The sequence below is a fragment of the Sinanaerobacter chloroacetimidivorans genome, from assembly GCF_018128545.1.
GTDB classification, from domain to species: Bacteria; Bacillota; Clostridia; order Peptostreptococcales; family Anaerovoracaceae; genus Sinanaerobacter; species Sinanaerobacter chloroacetimidivorans.
Genome location: NZ_JAGSND010000006.1, coordinates 96,621 through 113,694, shown reverse-complemented (window position 1 = coordinate 113,694; position 17,074 = coordinate 96,621). Strand labels below are relative to the sequence as shown.

The following is a 17,074-nucleotide window of genomic DNA, read 5'->3' as shown; positions in this document are numbered from 1 at the left end:
GCAAAAAGCTCTTTTCTGCTGTTGACCCTGCCCTTAGGGCAGGGATTATAATGCTATTAAAGAGTATTATGCATAATCTTGTAGGATTTAAGTGTTATTGCAAAAGGTAGGCCGGGAATGGCTAAAGGTTAAATTGAGTGGGATTATGAAACATGAAGCATTTATAAAAATTTTAAATAAGGAATTAGTACCAGCTCTTGGCTGTACTGATCCAATAGGAGTTGCTTTCGCTGCTGCTTATGCAAAAAAATATGCGAAGGGAGAGCTGCAATCAATTACGGCAGAGCTATCGGCAAATATTATTAAAAATGCCGCGGCGGTTTGCATTCCTAAGACGGAAGGAAAGTGCGGCGTTGCACTAGCTCTTGCATTAGGAGCACTGGGAGGAGACTCAGATAAGGGGTTGGAGGTGCTCTCTGACATTACGAAAGAAAATGTAAAGCAAGCAGAAGCTTGTATTGAAAAGGGATTGATTCAAACAACGGTTTCAGAGAATGCAAAAAAACTTTTCATGAAAATCAACATGAAATCAAAAGATACGGAAGTGCTCGTAACGGTGGAAGACAACTATCTGGACATTACTTCCATAATTGTTAACGGTGAAATTATTTTTTGCAAAGAACACAAGAATCATGTCGCAGAAAATGAAATATCATATGATATGCTCTCTCTTGAAAGTATTTTAGAATTTGCGGAAACTGCGCCGATTTGTAAACTGGATATCATTGAGCAGGCAATTAAAACCAATATGCATATCGCAACTGAAGGTTTTTCTAAAGATTATGGTGTTGCTATCGGAAAGAATATTAAGGCCCTTGTCGAAACAGGTATCATGAGTGAGGATTTGGCCAATGTCGCTATGATGTGGACAGCTGCTGCAACCGATGCAAGAATGGCAGGGTGTGATTTTCCAGTGATCAGCAATACGGGAAGCGGAAATCAAGGGCTGGCTTCTACCATTCCTGTTATCAGCATCGCAAAGAAGTTAAACACCGACTATGAGAAAATGGTAAGAGCCGTTACAATCAGCAGTCTTGTAACCATCTATATCAAAGAAAAACTGGGAACACTTTCCCCTGTATGCGGAGCAGTAATTGCAGGTGTTGGCACAAGCTGCGGAGTTGTTTATCTATTAGATGGCAAAAAAGAGAACATGGAGTTTGCTTTACAAAACACTCTGGGGGATATTACCGGTATGCTATGCGATGGAGCAAAAGCAGGATGCGCTTTAAAGGTAGCTACTTGTACGAATACTGGTGTAATGTCTGCTTTGATGGCTATGAAGAACATCAGAATTCAGGGTACAGATGGCATTGTGGGAAATGGTGAAATGCAAACCATAGATAATTTTATCAAAATAGCTACAGATGGAATGCACAAGATGGATCGTGTAATTTTAGACATAATATTAAAAAAAGAAGATATGGATGTATCAATAAGGCAAAATAATTAATAAAGTGCAGGTGGTTCGAAAAATAAAAGGATAGAAAGTATGACTCACTTTAAAAATTTGGGAGGTGATCGAAACTAATTGTATCTATAGGCAAAAGGAGGTTACATAAAATGACACAAATGGAAAATGAGTTTCTGAGGATCGAATATAACTATGTAATTAACAATGGAACCGTAATTGATCCCAGGACTGAAGTCAGAACGATAGCGAATGTAGGAATAAAAAAAGACAAAGTAGCTGTTATTACCAGGGCGGAACTGAAAGGAAAACATGTGATCGATGCCACAGGGAAAATTGTCTGTCCGGGTTTTGTTGACCCGCATAGCCATGCAGACGGACAGTTATTCAGTGCTCATGTTATGGCAAACATGGGTGTCACCACGATCATCATAGGATCCTGCGGGGTTGGACCTTATCCTACACAGAAGTTTCTTAAAGAGTTATATCAATCCGGGTATCCAATCAACTGCGGAGCGCTCACGCCGGAATCATGGATCTTGCGTGAAAAAGCAGGAATCCCTTCTCCTTACGATGAAGCTTCCGAAAAGCAAATCGCTATGATTTCCGAATGGGTGGAACAAGACCTGCTGGAGGGTGCGATGGGAGTTTCCCTAGGGCTGGAATATGCGCCCAAAACATCCTGGGAAGAAATGGTTGCCATTGCAAAGGTAGCAGCAAAATACGACAAACCTGTGCCAATACACTCCAGGGCAGGGGGTTGGAATAGTTTGGCAGCGACAAGAGAAATTATAAAACTGCAGGAAACCACTGGGGCTAGAGTTTTAATTTCTCATCATGTATACCAGTGCGGGCAGGGAATGCTTGCCGAATCCCTTCCGATTATCGAAAAGGCTTATCGACAAGGATATAAGATAGCGGTTGACAGTGGTGCATACTGTGATTTTGCCTGTCCGATAGGTTCCGAAGTCTTTTGCGATGGCTGGCAGCAAATTTATGACTGCACTTACCATGATATTTTAGCAGGAACCGGCGTTTACGCCGGACAGAGACTCACGGAATCAACCTTCCATGAGTTAAAAAGAGATGATCCGGATGCTAGTGTGACGGCATTTGTCGGAAAGCCTTATGAAGTTGCTCTAACTTTAAAACAACCTTATACAATGATTTCTACAGATGGCGGCTTCCCCAACTTAGCTCCAGGAGTGGGTCATCCTCAAAGTGCAGGAACCTATCCTAAGATTTTAGCCGAACTTGTAAGAGAGCAGGACGTTCTTTCAATGATGGAATTTATCAAAAAAGCGACCTGGATGCCTGCACAATTTTTTGGTTTGGAAAATAAGGGATGGATCGGGGAAGGTGCCGATGCCGATATCCTTATTTTTGATCCGAAGACTGTGAAGGATAATGCTGCATTCCCGGGCTTAGGAGATCCAATGGCTGCACCGGACGGAATAGAATATGTTTTCGTAAATGGTGCACCTGTGATAGCTGATGGAAAAGTAATGGCTGATGCTAGACCAGGTAAAATGATTTCCTCAGAAGCCCGCATCTGGAAACTGTAAAAGTATTTATTCATTTTCGTTATTATTTCGATCATTACCCTAATGATCAAGAATTAGGAGGTAATACAAATGGAATATGGCATCTTAACTTTATTGCCGATAGCAGTACTATTTATTTTAATCTTTACTACCAAAAGGATGTTGCTTTCATTAACCGTTGCGTCATTAGTCGGCTCTCTTTTACTTGGGGGCATTAAGGGCTTTGCCGGGGTCTGGCTGGAGAAGGTGCAGGCCGCTTTCTCCGCCGGAACATTGGGATATCTTATTTTATTACTGGCTTTGTTCGGTATCCTCATTGCCTTACTTGATTCCTCAGGAGCTGTAACGGAATTTGCTTCATGGCTCAGCAAATATGCCAACACAAAAAAGAAGGCGTTATTGATTACATACTTGCTTGGGTGGTTAATATTTGTTGATGACTACCTCAACAACATGGCCATTGCAACGGCAATGAAAAAAGTTGCAGATAGCCATAAAATCCCCCGTACATTTCTTGGTTATGTTATCAATTCAACAGCTGCACCAGTTTGCATATTAATTCCGATTTCAACGTGGGCGGTATTTTACGGAGGTCTCTTTGAAGAGTTTGGAGTCACAGTCAATGGAACCGGAACAGGAGCGTATCTGGCTGCAATTCCTTATTTATTCTTCGCTTGGATCTCTCTTATCATTCTGGTATTAGTCATTCTTGGTGTGATACCAATGATAGGAATTACTAAGAAACATAATCAGATTGCCCAGGAAACGGGAGTCGTATGCCCAATGGATGTTAATTTGGATGGCAACGAAATTACAGCTCCGGATTTCTCCTCTATTGAAGGCTTTGATAGTAATGCAAAACCATGGAATTTCTTGGTGCCCCTCGCAATCCTAGTCGCTGTTACCATCATTGCAGGAACCAATGTTTTGATCGGCTGTATGGCTGGAATTGCTGCTACTGCTATTTTGATGCTGGCGCAGAAAAAGATAAAGATTACAGAACTGTTTGATAACGCTTATCAGGGCGTACTGAGTATGGTTATGATCAGCGCAATTATTACGATAGCCTTAACGCTGGTTGAAATTAACAGTGCCACAGGAATGTCCGATTTTGTTGTAGCTACGTTGACACCTTATCTGCACGGTGCATTATTACCTGCGATTGTTTTCGCGTTCTGTGCGGTGTATTCTTATTTCGGAGGCGGCTTCTGGGATATGTCCATGATCTTCATGCCCATTGTAGTACCTCTTGCAAATGCATTGAATGTCAACCCGCTGCTACCATGTGCGGCGTTGGTTTGCGCAGCAGCAGCAGGAAGCACTACCTACGTCTGCGGGGATGCTATCATGATCACTTCCAGAGCGATAGATATAAAACCTTTCTATCAAATGCTGGCGACGCTGCCGTATGCGATAATCAGCTATATCTTAACCATTATCTGCTTTGTTATTGCCGGCTTTACAGTTTAAAAAAGGTTTGGGGGTGCAATTCAAATGATTGCACCCTTTTTATCCCCCATTTAGGGAGAACAAGATGAGGTATAAAATGAATAATAAAATCCAGAAAATCTTAGATTCCTATCAAAACGAAATGGTAGAAACGTTGCAAAAACTAATAAGAATAAAGTCCGTCGTTGAAGAGGGTTCTCCCAGTTCGCCGTTTGGAGAAGGGATTCGGGAATCTCTGGACTTTATCATGGAATTGGGAAAAGCAAAAGGTTTTGAATGCAATTCTTTTGATCATTATGCCTGCGAATTGAATTTGGGAGAGGGCGAAGAATCAGTCGGTGTGGTATCCCATTTAGATGTGGTTCCGGAAGGAAGCGGCTGGTCCTTTGGCCCATATGGAGGCGAACTGGTTGATGGAAAGATCTACGGCAGAGGGGCGGTTGATGATAAAGGACCCTTGGTTGCTTCTTTTTATGCATGCCTCGCAATTAAAGAAAGCGGAGAAACTATCAGCAAAAAAATAAAGCATATTATAGGGACCAATGAAGAAGGCGGCAGGTTTCCATGTATTGAGCATTATAAAAAGAACGGCAGAGTACCAGGCTGCGGGATTGTTCCGGATTCGTGGTTTCCGGTAGCCTATGCGGAAAAAGGTTTTTATAACTACCAATTTACAAAAAAGCTTGAGAGCAGCAGCGGTATAGACTCTGACAGATTACCCCGGCTTGTAGACATCAGCGGCGGTGAGGCGCTGAATATTGTACCGATGAAAGCCCGAGCTTCCTTTTTTTGCGACCACAAAGATTCTGCAAAAATAAAATCAGCGATTGATGCTTTTCCTTTTGCAGACAGGGTTACGATAGAAGAAGAGAAAAACATACTGACGATTATTGTGAAAGGCAAGGCTGCCCATGCATCTACGCCGGAAATTGGCATAAACGCAATTGCAATTCTACTACAGCTTTTAACCAAAATAAATTTCCTGCCTTATGATCTGTTTAATACGATTCATAGTCTTGCTGATCTGGTTGCAAATGACTATGACGGTACCGGCCTGGGTGTTAACTATTCGGATCATACAGGTGATTTAACCAATAATATTGGTATTATTTCTTTTCAAGATGAAACTTTACATCTGAAAATGAACATAAGGTGTCCTGTGACATTTCATAAAGAAGATTTGGAGTCAAAACTTTCGGCTAAAGCAAATGAAAATCAGATGTCATATGAGCTTCTGAATTATTCTCCTCCGTTTTACATGGAGCCCGAGCATCCGATGATTCGGCTTTTGACAGGCATATATCAGGAATTTACAGGTGATAAAGAAACAAAACCCAAGGCACACGGAGGGGGATCCTATGCCAGAATATTGGAGAACTTCGTTCCTTTCGGCCCTTCAATAGAAGGAGAAGAGTTATGTTTTCATAAACAAAATGAACATATATCTTGTGAAAGATTATTTCTCTTAAGTAAAATATATGCGGAAGCTTTGTATCAATTGGCGAAATAGCAGAAAAGGTTACAGATAAGCATCATGGATAAAAAAATAGTTTTCTTTCAAAAGCCAAAGAATGTAATGCTATTGGCAGTATTTACAACATTTTTATGGGGAAGTGCATTTCCTTGTGTTAAAATAGGATACAGACTTTTTCAGATTCAAGAAGGGGATCCCTTCAATCAAATCCTGTTTGCGGGATATCGATTTACCCTGGCAGGCATTCTTGTAATCTTATTTGCAGCTTATCAGCAAAAAAAATGGATATTGCCTGACAAAAACAATATAAAAGGAATTTTTATACTAGGGATGATTCAGACGACTCTGGGATACGTATTTTTTTATATTGGAATCGCAAATACTACGGGAATCAAAAGCTCCATCCTCTATAGCATAAATGCCTTTATGGCGGTTATACTTGCCCATATATTCTACCAAAATGAAAAGCTTACACTGCGCAAAACACTTGGATGTCTCTCCGGTTTTCTGGGAGTTGTTCTTATAAATGTAAAAGGGGGTTGCTTTGACAGCAGTCTCTCATTTTCTGGGGAAGGCATGATTCTTTTAGCGGCAGCATCATTTAGTACCGGTGCGTTACTCAGTAAAAATACAGCACAAAAGAGTGATTCCATGATGATTACCGGTTACCAGCTTCTTTTGGGCGGAGTTATGCTGATTCTCTTGGGAATTGGAGGCAACGGGCATTTATCTGCGTTCAGCCTGGAAGGGAGTCTAATGCTGCTTTATCTTTCATCTCTGTCAGCCATTTCATTTACATTATGGACTGCACTGCTAAAGTATAATCAAATTGGAAAAATAACCGTTTATAACTTTTTAATTCCTGTTTTTGGTGTCACTTTATCAGCTGTATTACTAAATGAAACTTTTTTTGAGTTAAAAAATATATTGGCATTGGTTGCCGTTTGTTTTGGAATTTATATCATTAATAAGCCAGAGAAGGTTTAATTCCTTTTGAAAAACATAAAATAAGAAAAACCCATTTGCATTTGACTTATATTCTGGTAAAGTTGAGTAAGCAAGTGAATTACACAAACTATAATAATCAGGGAGGATATACTTATGCGAAAGATTGTATCAACTACAGCTGCACCGGCTGCTATAGGGCCCTATTCACAGGGAAATATTTTTGGAAATCTGATTTTTACATCAGGACAGGTTCCTCTTGATCCTGCAACAGGAGAGATCGTCGGCACCAACATTGAGGAGCAAACCGAGCAGGTTTTAAAAAATGTAAAAGCGATACTGGAAGCAGCGGGAACTTCCATGGATAAAGTGCTGAAGACCACAGTGTTTATTAAAAATATGAATGATTTTGCAGCAATGAATGCTGTCTATGCGAAATATTTTACAGAGGGATCCTACCCGTCCAGATCTGCGGTAGAAGTGGCAAGGCTTCCAAAGGACGTGCTTGTAGAAATTGAGACGATTGCCTATATATAGCTTTCAGATAAACAGGGGCTGGAATACAGCCCTTTGTTTAGGCTCTATAATGAATGTGAGGGTGACCATCTAAGATGGTTCCCTTTGTTTATTATAAGGCTTTTTATTAAATTTTTTTTATGATATAATGAACGCTAACCATTGAGATGCAGCGTTGCTGCAAGGAAGCGTCCATTGAATCATAAATTGCTTACCAATTTAAGATATAATGAACGCTAAAGATTTTACGGATAAAACTTGTTCGGCGAAATGAAAGAGGCAGTAGAAAGATTTTAAATAAAGGATGTGAATTAATGAGTAAAAACATTTTCAGAAAACAACTTGCAACATTTAAGTCCTATGTTCCAGGAAAGCCTATTGAAGAGGTTAAAAGGGAATATGGACTGGATGAAATACAGAAACTGGCTTCCAATGAAAATCAATTCGGACCTTCTCCTTTGGCAATAGAAGCCATTCGGGAGGAAATTGACAAAATAAATTTTTATCCCGAAGCAACAGCAGTGGATTTGGTAAAGGATTTAGCCTCCTATTTAAACGTAAAGCCTGAGAACGTCGTTGTCGGAAACGGCGGTGAAGGTCTGATCTGGGTAATCGCTATGACCTTCCTAAATGAAGGAGATGAGATTCTCGCTGCTGATCCATCCTTTGATATTTATAAGATTTCAGGAGATTTAATGGGAGCAAAAACCATTAAAATTCCATTTGTACATAAAAAATTTGATTTCAAAAGCTTTGTAAGCAATATTACAGAAAATACAAAACTGATCTATGTATGCTCACCGAACAATCCTACCGGAAATATTGCTTCCAAGGAAGAAATGGATTATCTCCTTGCCAATATTCCCGATGATGTGGTTTTAATACTGGATGAAGCCTATTATGAATTTGCGGAAGAATTTGATGAATATCCAAGCGAAAATATTAAATTGATCGCTTCCAGACCGAATACGATTATTCTAAGAAGCTTTTCAAAGATTTACGGTATTGCAGGCGTCAGATTGGGATATGTAGTAACCTCTGAAGCGCTGGCTGCAGAGATGAATAAGGTAAGGCAGACCCTTGGGGTAAACAGGCTTGCACAGGTTGGAGCAAGAGCTGCGCTGAAGGATGAAGCCTATAAAAAATATGCAGTGGAAGAAAACCGTAAGGCCATTGATGCGCTGGAAGGTTATTTTGCCAGTAAAGGATTCGACTACTTCAAATCCTACTCCAATTTCGTCTGGGCCAATATCAATACGCACTCCAAGGCAGTTTTTGAGGAGCTTCAGAAACGAGGCATCATCATCAGACCGGGCTTCCTTTGGGGCTGGGATAACTGGATTCGAGTGAATACCGGTACCGATAGGCAGATGAAGCTATTTATTGAGAAGTTGGAAGAAGTACTAAATAATTAGTATCAGTATAGTATTCGATAATCAGGTGCCAGTCAAACCACTTGTCATATTGAACATCCATGATATACGCAGGTTTCTGTACCCGGACATTCCGGACGCAGAAACCTTTTTCTAAATTCAATGCGGAAAGGAATCAAGAGGTTCCTCAGCAGAAGAAAACTGATGTCATTAGCTTTTGCGTCATTGATCGCGGAACGCAAACGGAGTGCGGAATAGAATTGGCGAATAGCGAAGCTTCGATGATTACGGGCAAAGAGCATTTGTAATATTTTGCAAATCATTGTCTGAAATTGTGATATAATTAAAATAATTTTACTTGATAGAAACTTCTATTTCGGGTATAAAGGATACATCATGATGAAGGAGGTCTGTTATGAAGACGGAGACCATTAAGGAAATTGGAAAAAGAATGGGGAAGCAGAGAGGCAAGTCGCATAATTTTTATCATGATAGCAAGGGGAGTTCGGGTATCCTGAAAAAGTTCCTGTCCGGCCTAAGTAAAAAGGAGAAGTAATATGTCTAATACGATGAGATTATTGGTCAGAACCCTGTTGATTTTAGTATTGATGGTTTTGGGAGCCTGGCTGAACGCACAATTGGGACAAGCCGCCGGAGGGCTGGGGTCCTTATCCTATATCGTTATGTACATAGTTTACCTGCTCATCGGCATCACGGTGGGAAGTATGGTGAACCCCAGATTTACCAAGCCGAAAAACAAATGGGTGTATTTTATACCAATCGTAATCTTTGCGGTGATCGGGGCTCAGTGGTTTTTTTATCCGCTGTTTTCCGTCGCATCATTGCCATGGGGAATCGGAAATTATTTGCTGCAGTTTTCCTATCTCTCCTGGTCCCTTGTGGGTGTATTTTTGAGCCTGGCATTCCGATAGAAGTACACAATAAAGAGGTGGAAGAGTACCCCGCTGAGCTTGATGCATCAGGCCGGTGGGGGTTTTTATGAGAAGATGTCGAAATTTGATGTAAAAATAAGGCGCAAAAATTCGATATTTTGGTTTATGCTGTATATATTAGAAGAACTATTATATAAATTGACAGAAGGGGGTACTCAGCAGTATGCGAAGGATATAACTGCGCATAATTGAATAGGGGGGATTGATATGACAATTAGAGGTAAACTTAAAATCTATTTTGGGTATACGGCTGGGGTTGGCAAAACATACACGATGCTGAAGGATGCCCATCAGAAGATGAGAATGGGAGTTGACATTGTAGTAGGGTACATAGAACCACATACCAGCTTTGAGACCATGGAACTGGTTGAGGGATTGGAGGTATTGCCTTCAAAGATTATAACCAACAGCAAGGGGCAGTTTTACGAATTTAATCTTGAGGGGGCAGTGCTCCGGAAGCCGCAAATTATTTTAGTAGATGGACTTGCTCATGCAAATGCTGTCGGCTCCAAACATGAGAAAAGGTATCAGGACATTGAAGAGCTCCTGGCTGCCGGAATCAATGTTTACACAACAATGAACGCGCAGCATATTGAAAGTTTGACAAATACCGTAACAGATATTCTCCAGGCTCCGGTTGAGGAGATCATCTCAGATTTTATTTTTGATTGTGCGGAAAGGGTAGAACTGGTAGACGTAGAGCCGGAAGTACTAATTAAAAGGTACCGGGAGGGTAAGATTCACAATAAGGATGAATCCGATAAATTAGTAAAGGGTATTTACAAAAAGAAAAATTTGGACATGCTTAGAGAATTGTCGATCAAAAGAACGACAGAGAGAATTAATCAAGTGTGCAATTGGAATTAAAACTGAAAACTAACAGATTTTAAACAATGATTCGTTATTTTCTGAAAGAGGACAACAATTGTTCAAAATCCTATCACAAATAGAGGGTACAATACTTGTAACGTAAAGGTCAAGTATCCGTACCCTTATTCATTTTGAGAGGAGAAGGAATAATGAATTCTTCATTTATCTCTTCTCATATGCAATCAATATTACTTCTTTCCCATTCTGTGTGGTAATCCCCGATTGGCAGCGGTTGATGCTGTCAATATGCTCAGGCGTTATTTCTGCAACTTTCAGAACCTTATCGCTCATAATGTTCTCCTTTCCGTCTAGATTTGCAGTTATGCATTGCAATATGCTAAGTTTTATCTTATGTAAAATCCATGTTTTTATTTCAAAAATCGGTATTTTAGAGTATAATTACTGGAGGAAAAAATTAGAATTTGATCGGCATAATTCGTAAAACTTCCTGTGATTAAATAAATTTCTTGAAGATTTATTCATGAATAGATTAGATTATGAAAAAGGAGTTTCAAATGAAGATAAAAGTGCTTGGGGGAGATTTCTCCGTATGTAAGATTAAGAAAATCGAAGATGTGAATTTTCGAGATGAATTTGTATTTCTAAGTAAAACCGATGAGGAGCTTTCACTGGTCTGCAAAACCCAGGGGGTACCGGCAGAATCTCTGGCTGCAGAGCACGGATGGAGCGGGCTGAGAATAGAAGGCGAGCTGGACTTCTCCTTAATCGGCATACTATCAAAGATCGCCACGGTTCTTGCGGATCACAAAATAAGTATATTTGCGGTTTCAACGTATAATACCGACTATCTTTTTCTGAAAAAAGTCCAGCTTGCAGAAGCTGTCGAGGCCCTGACTGAAAGCGGGTATGAAATCATATCCTAATGAAGTATATAATCTGATTTTTCCAGGACTGATTATTCTTCTTTTTTTTCTTTTTCGTCTTCCTTACGGCCTTCATCTAAGAGATGACGGATCACGTCCGCCAGGCTGGTCATGGGAATGATGAACTTATCGTCTTCCTGAAAATCATCAATTCCTTTTTGTTTTTCTATAAAGTGCTCTATTTCTTCAATTGTAAAGTCAATGCCCATTCTTTTGGCAAATGGAATCAAAGCAGTTTCCAGATAAGCTAACTGCTCTTTTTCCGTTAAGGATCCTAAAAATACTTTGTTTTTTAAATCTTGAAGTTCTCCTTTTAGCGCTTCATCAGCATTGATTTTGCTGTGAAAATCCTGAAACCGATCAAACATTTCAATACCCTCCTATTTGTAAAAGATTTTTCTAGTACTAGTTATACCATGATTGAAAGAAAATAAACGTTACTTCCAGATTGTATTTTCCCCTTGATTATTTTTAGAGATTATACCCTTGAGTTCATTTTTAGGATTGCATTTGACAGTATAAGCGCGAAGTGCTATATTATTTATAAACCATGTGGTCTAGACCGGCAGGTCCAAAAGGGGGTAAACAGAAATGAAAGAGAAGTCTTTTGACAGGCGGAGCCAGCTGCTGGAAGCAGCTATGGAAGAATTCATGGTAAAAAGTTATGAAGATGCTTCTCTGAATAACATTATAAAAAATGCTGGCATTAGCAAAGGTACCTTTTACTATCATTTCAAAGATAAGCAGGCACTTTACTTAACCCTGCTTGAACTTGCCGTGGAAGCAAAACTAGAATTCCTGACCCGGAATATTGGAAAATTCAGCAATAATGAAGAAAAAAGAAATTTCTTTGATATCCTGAAGCTTCAAGGCAGAGTCGGTGTTGAGTTCGCAAAGACACATCCGAAATATTATCGCATGGGAATGATGTTTACAAGAGAAAAGGGGAATAAAATATATGATGTTGCCAAAAAGCTTCTTGGCAGCAATACGGAGAAAGTATTCGAAGAAATGATTGAGGAAGCCATAGAGAGGGGAGATTTTAAAAATAATATCTCCAAAGACTTTATATTGAGGATCATCACTCATTTATTTGTTCATTATGATGAAATCTTTTCGTATTATGATGACGATGGGACTGCATGGGATTTTGATTCTATGCTTGACCAGTTCGACCACTTTGTAGATTTCATTCAATATGGCCTCAGGAGTTGACTCACGGAGAAATTGGCGTATAATGGAAGTTAGAATGGGCTAACTTGTTTTGGAAAGGGGTTCCACCATGTTTGTTTTAAGAGCAGAAAACCTGTCGAAGAGTTACCAGATGGGAGAAATAGAGGTAAAGGCGTTACTGAATGCTTCCTTTGAAATTGAAGAGGGAGAATTTGTGGTTATCCTGGGCCCCAGCGGATCAGGAAAGAGTACGCTGCTCAATATTATCGGCGGCATGGATCAGCCATCATCCGGAAGGTTCTATATGATGGAGGAAGAAATTACCGAATATGATGAAAGAAAATTAACGGAATACCGGCGCAATAAAGTAGGCTTTGTATTTCAGTTTTATAATATCATGGCAAATCTTACGGCAGAAGAAAACGTAGAGTTGGCTACGGAGATTTCTGAAGACCCGCTGCCTATCGATGAGATTTTGGAAGCCGTAGGTCTTGCGGACAGAAAAGACCACTTCCCTGCACAAATGAGCGGCGGAGAGCAGCAAAGGGTTTCCATAGCCAGAGCCGTCGCGAAAAACCCGGCGATCCTGCTCTGCGATGAGCCTACAGGGGCTTTGGATTTTAATACGGGAATTGCTATTTTAAGCCTTCTGAGAAAAGTAAACAAGGAAATGGGCAAGACCATACTGGTAATTACACATAACTCCGATATTGCTTATATGGCTGACCGGGTTATTAAAATGAGAAGCGGCCAAATTACGAAGAATTATATCAATGAAAATCCCATGGCGGTAGAGGAAATTAAATGGTAAAGCTGAATAAAATTGATACCATGCTTCTTCGCATGGTGAAGAACTCAAAAAGCCAATTCCTGGCCGTATTAATTATCATCATCGTAGGCATCTGTATTTACACTGCGATGAGTATGACAGCAATTAATATGCAGAACACGGTTTCTACATATTATGAGGAAAATAACTTCGCAGATTTATTTATTGAAACTGCTGCAATTCCAAATCAGGCAGCTGATAGGCTGGAGAGAATTCCCGGTGTGAAAAAGGTAACGGGAAGAGTTTCCGAGGATGTCCCCTTTATTAGTGAAAATCTGAATGAGCGGGTAAATCTGCGCATCGTAACGGTAAAAGGGGAAGAAGACGAATTGTGCAAATCCACTTTACTGAAAGGCAGGCCCATCAATGAAAACGGGAAAGAGGCCTTGCTGGTGCATAAATTTGCTGAGGCCAGAGGAATCAAAATTGGCGATATTATAAAAGTTCAGATTCACGGTCTCCAGTATGATCTGGAAGTAGTCGGGATTGTTGACAATCCGGAGTATATCTATCTGATGGAAAATGCCCAGACCATGCTGCCGGATCAGGCTAATTTCGGTGTTTGTTATGTCTCTGAAAAATTTGGTCAGCAAGCCATGGAATTAACGGGCAGCTATAACGAAATCCTGATTTCCTATGAAAGCGGTGCTGACGAAGATCAGATCATTGAAGACGTGGAAGATGAGCTGGACATTTACGGAATCAAACAGACGGTAAAGCAGGAAGAACAACTCAGCAACAATATGATCCAGGAGGAATTAAAGCAGTTGGGATCCATGGCAGGCTCCCTGCCCATTCTCTTCCTAATGGTTGCAGGCCTAATCCTGATCATGATGCTGAGCCGTATGGTAAAAAAGGACAGAATCAAAATAGGCGTCCTGAAAGCCATCGGATATAGCAGCAGACAGGTTCTGATGCACTATGTGAAATATGCCTTGTGTGCCGGCATTTTAGGCGGATTCTTTGGTTCCATACTGGGAATGGGCCTGGCAGGCGCCATGACACAAAACTACTTGCAGTATTTTAACATCCCTTTACTGAGAATAGAGTTTTATTATTCCTATGTCCTGATGGCTATGGTGTTGTCTTCTGTCATATGCGCCGTATCAGGGATGATAGGAGCAAGAGGCGTTTTGAAGATCACACCGGCAGACGCCATGAGAGCCGATGCACCAAAATCCGGTAAAAGAATTCTTCTGGAAAAACTGCCTTTTATATGGAAACGCTTATCCTTCAGCAACAAGATGGTGGGCAGAAATATCTTCAGAAATAAAAAACGTACGTTATTTGTACTCACCGGGGTCATACTTACTTACGGTATGATGCTGTTTACAACCAGCATGCCCGCGGTGATCGATCAGATGATGAATAAGCACTTTTTAGAATTTCAGAAAATGGACTACAATATCAGCTTTCAGACCCCTGTTTATAAAAGTGTCATACGGGATCTGAATCATATTATCGATATTGACTACATGGAAGGAAAAATCGAATATCCCTTTGAACTGGCAAACGGAAATAAAAAACAATCGGTAAGCATTATCGGCCTTTCAAAGAATACGCAGTTCTATTCCTTTATAGACACGGACGAAAAGCCGGTTACCATTCCGGAGAGGGGGATCCTTCTTTCTCAGAACCTTGCAAACATCCTGCGTGTTGAGAAAGGAGATATGGTGCAGGTGAAAAGCTACCTTCCCAATCAGGATGACGTGTATCTGCAGGTGAAAGGTGTTATCAAGCAGGCTTTGGGTATGAATGCGTATATGGAAATCAACAACATGGGAGAACAGCTGCTTGATAAAAATATTGTAACGGGAGTTTATGTAAATTCCTCTGATAAAAATGTAAACGAGAAACTGATCCCGGCTTCAAATATTGCAACGGTACTGTCCACGGCAGAAATGAGAGCGGTGTATGACGAGTACATGACTTTGATGGTGGTTTATGTTGGATTCATGGTAGTTTTTTCAGGTATTTTAGGTTTCTGCATCGTTTATAACGCAACCATTGTGAGTCTCGGGGAACGGGAAATGGAATTCTCCTCCCTGCGGGTACTGGGATTCAGCAAAAGTGAAATTTTTAGAATGATATTGAAAGAGAATAATATGATTATGATCGTAGGCATTCTGTTGGGCATCCCCATAGGCAATCTCATGCTGAAATACAGTTCGGCGGCATTTACCACCAACTTGTATAGCATCGATATGTCGCCGACCCTATCGGCCGGAATTTTTGCCTGTATTTTTACCATCGGGTTTATCCTGCTGGCACAGCTTGCCACCTATCGGAAAATCAACCGGCTGGATTTCTTGCAAGCGTTGAAAAACAGAGAATCATAGACTGATCATTTATCGTTAAACTATTGAAGAATGGAAGGGTATCAACAATGAAAGGTTTAAAAAAGAAGAGAAAGTGGATCATCCTTGGAGCAGCGGCAGCAGCCGTGGTACTTATTTCTATCATAGGAGCCTCGATGAATGGGGCAGAGGTAGAATCCGCTGTTGTGGATAAAGGTCAGGTAATAAAGCTGATCAAGGAGTCCGGCACTGTGGAAGCAGAAAATACAGTAGTGATCGCTGCGAAAAATTCCGGTGAAATTCGTAAAGTACTGGTGGAAGAAGGGGATCGCGTTACTGCGGGCAGCAAACTGATGGAAAGCGAAGTTACAAGTGCCCAGATGGATATCAAAAGTCTGCAGTCTGATTTGGCCGGGCTTCAAGCCCAATACAATCAGGCGAAGAATCTTGCCGATAAGAATAAAACCCTTTATGAGCAAGGCGCTTTAAGCTACGAAGATTATAATGCTTCAAACACCGCAGCCAAGCAGCTGTCAGCGCAAATTTCCTCGCTCAGTTATACGATCAAGAGCTATGAGGAATCCAGCGGGGCGGCAGGGGTTACGGCGCCAATAAACGGAACCGTAACCGAAGTATTCATAAAGGCAGGAGAAACCGTGACGGCAGGAGCTTCCTTGTTCGAAATTTCGGATTTATCCAATATCTATGTGAAAGTAGATTTAATCGCTGAGGATGCAGACCTGGTTCAGGTTGGAGATCCTGTAAAGGTATATAATGAAGATGCAGGCTTTACCGATGAAAACTGCAAGGTAAGAAAGATTCATGTAAAGGCTCAGGAGAAGATGTCTGATCTGGGGATTAACCAGAAGCGTGTTACCATAGAAATTGCTTTGAGTCAATCCACAGCGCTTCGGCTTGGAAGCAACTTAGACATTGAGATTTCAGTAGATCAGCGGGAGAACGCGGTTCGCGTTTCCGATAAAGCCGTATTTGAACTGGAAAACAAGGATTATGTCTATGTTGTCAGCGACGGAAAAGCGGTTCTCCGTGAAGTGGAACTGGGTCTGGAAGGGGAGGACTTCATAGAGGTGCTTTCCGGGTTGGAAGAGGGCGACGTGATTATTCTTTCTCCGGAAGATGAAATCCAGGAAGGAACGAAAGTTAAAGTATAAATATCCTTTTCGAAAAATAAAATAAATAGATAAAATAAGATTTGCTGCTTATTGACAATGCCATTCTATCGTTCTAGAATGGCATTGTTTGTTACTAGCAGGGTTCTGGTATTAGACAAGAGAAAGAAAGGAGTATACCGTGTCTTTATGTAAATTTGCCGGTAAGGCACAATACCAAATATTT

General features: G+C 40.7%; 17 protein-coding genes. 15 read left to right on the top strand and 2 right to left on the bottom strand.

The features are described from left to right. Positions 1–145: 145 nt before the first annotated feature. The 10 genes from KCX82_RS10610 (at position 146) to KCX82_RS10565 (ending at position 10,532) form a co-directional block, all read left to right on the top strand. Complete coding sequence (locus tag KCX82_RS10610) at positions 146–1,453, top strand: L-cysteine desulfidase family protein (protein ID WP_227018441.1); 1,308 nt, start codon at positions 146–148, stop codon at positions 1,451–1,453. 110 nt (positions 1,454–1,563) lie between these two features. Further along, entirely contained in the window at positions 1,564–2,976 is a 1,413-nt protein-coding gene (locus KCX82_RS10605; protein WP_227018440.1) for an amidohydrolase family protein, read from the top strand. Between the two features lie 69 nt (positions 2,977–3,045). Continuing rightward, positions 3,046–4,425, top strand: coding sequence for a Na+/H+ antiporter NhaC family protein (locus KCX82_RS10600; RefSeq protein ID WP_227018439.1), 1,380 nt, complete (start codon positions 3,046–3,048; stop codon positions 4,423–4,425). Positions 4,426–4,501: 76 nt separating this feature from the next. Continuing rightward, positions 4,502–5,914 (top strand): Sapep family Mn(2+)-dependent dipeptidase, encoded by a 1,413-nt coding sequence (locus KCX82_RS10595; RefSeq protein ID WP_227018438.1) that lies wholly within the window; start codon positions 4,502–4,504, stop codon positions 5,912–5,914. 24 nt (positions 5,915–5,938) lie between these two features. Beyond that, positions 5,939–6,865, top strand: coding sequence for a DMT family transporter (locus KCX82_RS10590; protein WP_227018437.1), 927 nt, complete (start codon positions 5,939–5,941; stop codon positions 6,863–6,865). A gap of 114 nt (positions 6,866–6,979) precedes the next feature. Next, the gene (locus KCX82_RS10585; protein WP_227018436.1) at positions 6,980–7,360 is read left to right on the top strand and encodes a RidA family protein; all 381 of its coding nucleotides are present in this window, start codon (positions 6,980–6,982) and stop codon (positions 7,358–7,360) included. A gap of 293 nt (positions 7,361–7,653) precedes the next feature. Continuing rightward, positions 7,654–8,754 carry a histidinol-phosphate transaminase gene (hisC, locus tag KCX82_RS10580; RefSeq protein WP_227018435.1) on the top strand — a complete coding sequence of 367 codons (1,101 nt, stop codon included), beginning with the start codon at positions 7,654–7,656 and terminating at the stop codon, positions 8,752–8,754. A gap of 373 nt (positions 8,755–9,127) precedes the next feature. After that, positions 9,128–9,268, top strand: a complete 141-nt coding sequence (locus KCX82_RS10575) for a hypothetical protein (protein ID WP_227018434.1) — start codon at positions 9,128–9,130, stop codon at positions 9,266–9,268. Between the two features lies 1 nt (position 9,269). Continuing rightward, positions 9,270–9,644 (top strand): hypothetical protein, encoded by a 375-nt coding sequence (locus tag KCX82_RS10570; RefSeq protein WP_227018433.1) that lies wholly within the window; start codon positions 9,270–9,272, stop codon positions 9,642–9,644. A 228-nt stretch (positions 9,645–9,872) separates the two neighbouring features. Further along, a complete protein-coding gene (locus tag KCX82_RS10565) occupies positions 9,873–10,532 on the top strand; it encodes a histidine kinase (protein WP_227018432.1) in 660 nt (219 codons plus the stop codon). A gap of 165 nt (positions 10,533–10,697) precedes the next feature. On the opposite strand, the gene KCX82_RS22965 is transcribed toward KCX82_RS10565, so the two are convergent. Continuing rightward, positions 10,698–10,826, bottom strand: coding sequence for a hypothetical protein (locus KCX82_RS22965; protein ID WP_264373251.1), 129 nt, complete (start codon positions 10,824–10,826; stop codon positions 10,698–10,700). Between the two features lie 224 nt (positions 10,827–11,050). Between KCX82_RS22965 and KCX82_RS10560 the strand changes: the two genes are divergently transcribed. Continuing rightward, positions 11,051–11,419 (top strand): ACT domain-containing protein, encoded by a 369-nt coding sequence (locus KCX82_RS10560; protein WP_227018431.1) that lies wholly within the window; start codon positions 11,051–11,053, stop codon positions 11,417–11,419. Positions 11,420–11,451: 32 nt separating this feature from the next. On the opposite strand, the gene KCX82_RS10555 is transcribed toward KCX82_RS10560, so the two are convergent. Then, complete coding sequence (locus tag KCX82_RS10555; RefSeq protein WP_227018430.1) at positions 11,452–11,787, bottom strand: hypothetical protein; 336 nt, start codon at positions 11,785–11,787, stop codon at positions 11,452–11,454. Positions 11,788–12,010: 223 nt separating this feature from the next. On the opposite strand from KCX82_RS10555, the gene KCX82_RS10550 reads away from it, so the two are divergent. From KCX82_RS10550 to KCX82_RS10535, 4 genes are all read left to right on the top strand, one after another. Beyond that, on the top strand, positions 12,011–12,634 hold the full coding sequence (locus tag KCX82_RS10550) for a TetR/AcrR family transcriptional regulator (protein ID WP_227018429.1): 624 nt from the start codon (positions 12,011–12,013) through the stop codon (positions 12,632–12,634). A 67-nt stretch (positions 12,635–12,701) separates the two neighbouring features. Then, the gene (locus KCX82_RS10545) at positions 12,702–13,403 is read left to right on the top strand and encodes an ABC transporter ATP-binding protein (RefSeq protein ID WP_227018428.1); all 702 of its coding nucleotides are present in this window, start codon (positions 12,702–12,704) and stop codon (positions 13,401–13,403) included. Further along, positions 13,397–15,760, top strand: coding sequence for an ABC transporter permease (locus KCX82_RS10540; protein WP_227018427.1), 2,364 nt, complete (start codon positions 13,397–13,399; stop codon positions 15,758–15,760). Before KCX82_RS10545 ends, KCX82_RS10540 begins: the two co-directional genes overlap by 7 nt. Before the next feature lie 47 nt (positions 15,761–15,807). Next, the gene (locus KCX82_RS10535) at positions 15,808–16,890 is read left to right on the top strand and encodes an efflux RND transporter periplasmic adaptor subunit (protein ID WP_227018426.1); all 1,083 of its coding nucleotides are present in this window, start codon (positions 15,808–15,810) and stop codon (positions 16,888–16,890) included. Positions 16,891–17,074: the final 184 nt, after the last annotated feature.

Bases quoted from the DNA above. Each gene is read 5' to 3' on its own strand.
- KCX82_RS10610 (WP_227018441.1), top strand. From the start codon at position 146: ATGAAACATGAAGCATTTATAAAAATTTTAAATAAGGAATTAGTACCA.
- KCX82_RS10605 (WP_227018440.1), top strand. From the start codon at position 1,564: ATGACACAAATGGAAAATGAGTTTCTGAGGATCGAATATAACTATGTA.
- KCX82_RS10600 (WP_227018439.1), top strand. From the start codon at position 3,046: ATGGAATATGGCATCTTAACTTTATTGCCGATAGCAGTACTATTTATT.
- KCX82_RS10595 (WP_227018438.1), top strand. From the start codon at position 4,502: ATGAATAATAAAATCCAGAAAATCTTAGATTCCTATCAAAACGAAATG.
- KCX82_RS10590 (WP_227018437.1), top strand. From the start codon at position 5,939: ATGGATAAAAAAATAGTTTTCTTTCAAAAGCCAAAGAATGTAATGCTA.
- KCX82_RS10585 (WP_227018436.1), top strand. From the start codon at position 6,980: ATGCGAAAGATTGTATCAACTACAGCTGCACCGGCTGCTATAGGGCCC.
- hisC (WP_227018435.1), top strand. From the start codon at position 7,654: ATGAGTAAAAACATTTTCAGAAAACAACTTGCAACATTTAAGTCCTAT.
- KCX82_RS10575 (WP_227018434.1), top strand. From the start codon at position 9,128: ATGAAGACGGAGACCATTAAGGAAATTGGAAAAAGAATGGGGAAGCAG.
- KCX82_RS10570 (WP_227018433.1), top strand. From the start codon at position 9,270: ATGTCTAATACGATGAGATTATTGGTCAGAACCCTGTTGATTTTAGTA.
- KCX82_RS10565 (WP_227018432.1), top strand. From the start codon at position 9,873: ATGACAATTAGAGGTAAACTTAAAATCTATTTTGGGTATACGGCTGGG.
- KCX82_RS22965 (WP_264373251.1), bottom strand. From the start codon at position 10,826: ATGAGCGATAAGGTTCTGAAAGTTGCAGAAATAACGCCTGAGCATATT.
- KCX82_RS10560 (WP_227018431.1), top strand. From the start codon at position 11,051: ATGAAGATAAAAGTGCTTGGGGGAGATTTCTCCGTATGTAAGATTAAG.
- KCX82_RS10555 (WP_227018430.1), bottom strand. From the start codon at position 11,787: ATGTTTGATCGGTTTCAGGATTTTCACAGCAAAATCAATGCTGATGAA.
- KCX82_RS10550 (WP_227018429.1), top strand. From the start codon at position 12,011: ATGAAAGAGAAGTCTTTTGACAGGCGGAGCCAGCTGCTGGAAGCAGCT.
- KCX82_RS10545 (WP_227018428.1), top strand. From the start codon at position 12,702: ATGTTTGTTTTAAGAGCAGAAAACCTGTCGAAGAGTTACCAGATGGGA.
- KCX82_RS10540 (WP_227018427.1), top strand. From the start codon at position 13,397: ATGGTAAAGCTGAATAAAATTGATACCATGCTTCTTCGCATGGTGAAG.
- KCX82_RS10535 (WP_227018426.1), top strand. From the start codon at position 15,808: ATGAAAGGTTTAAAAAAGAAGAGAAAGTGGATCATCCTTGGAGCAGCG.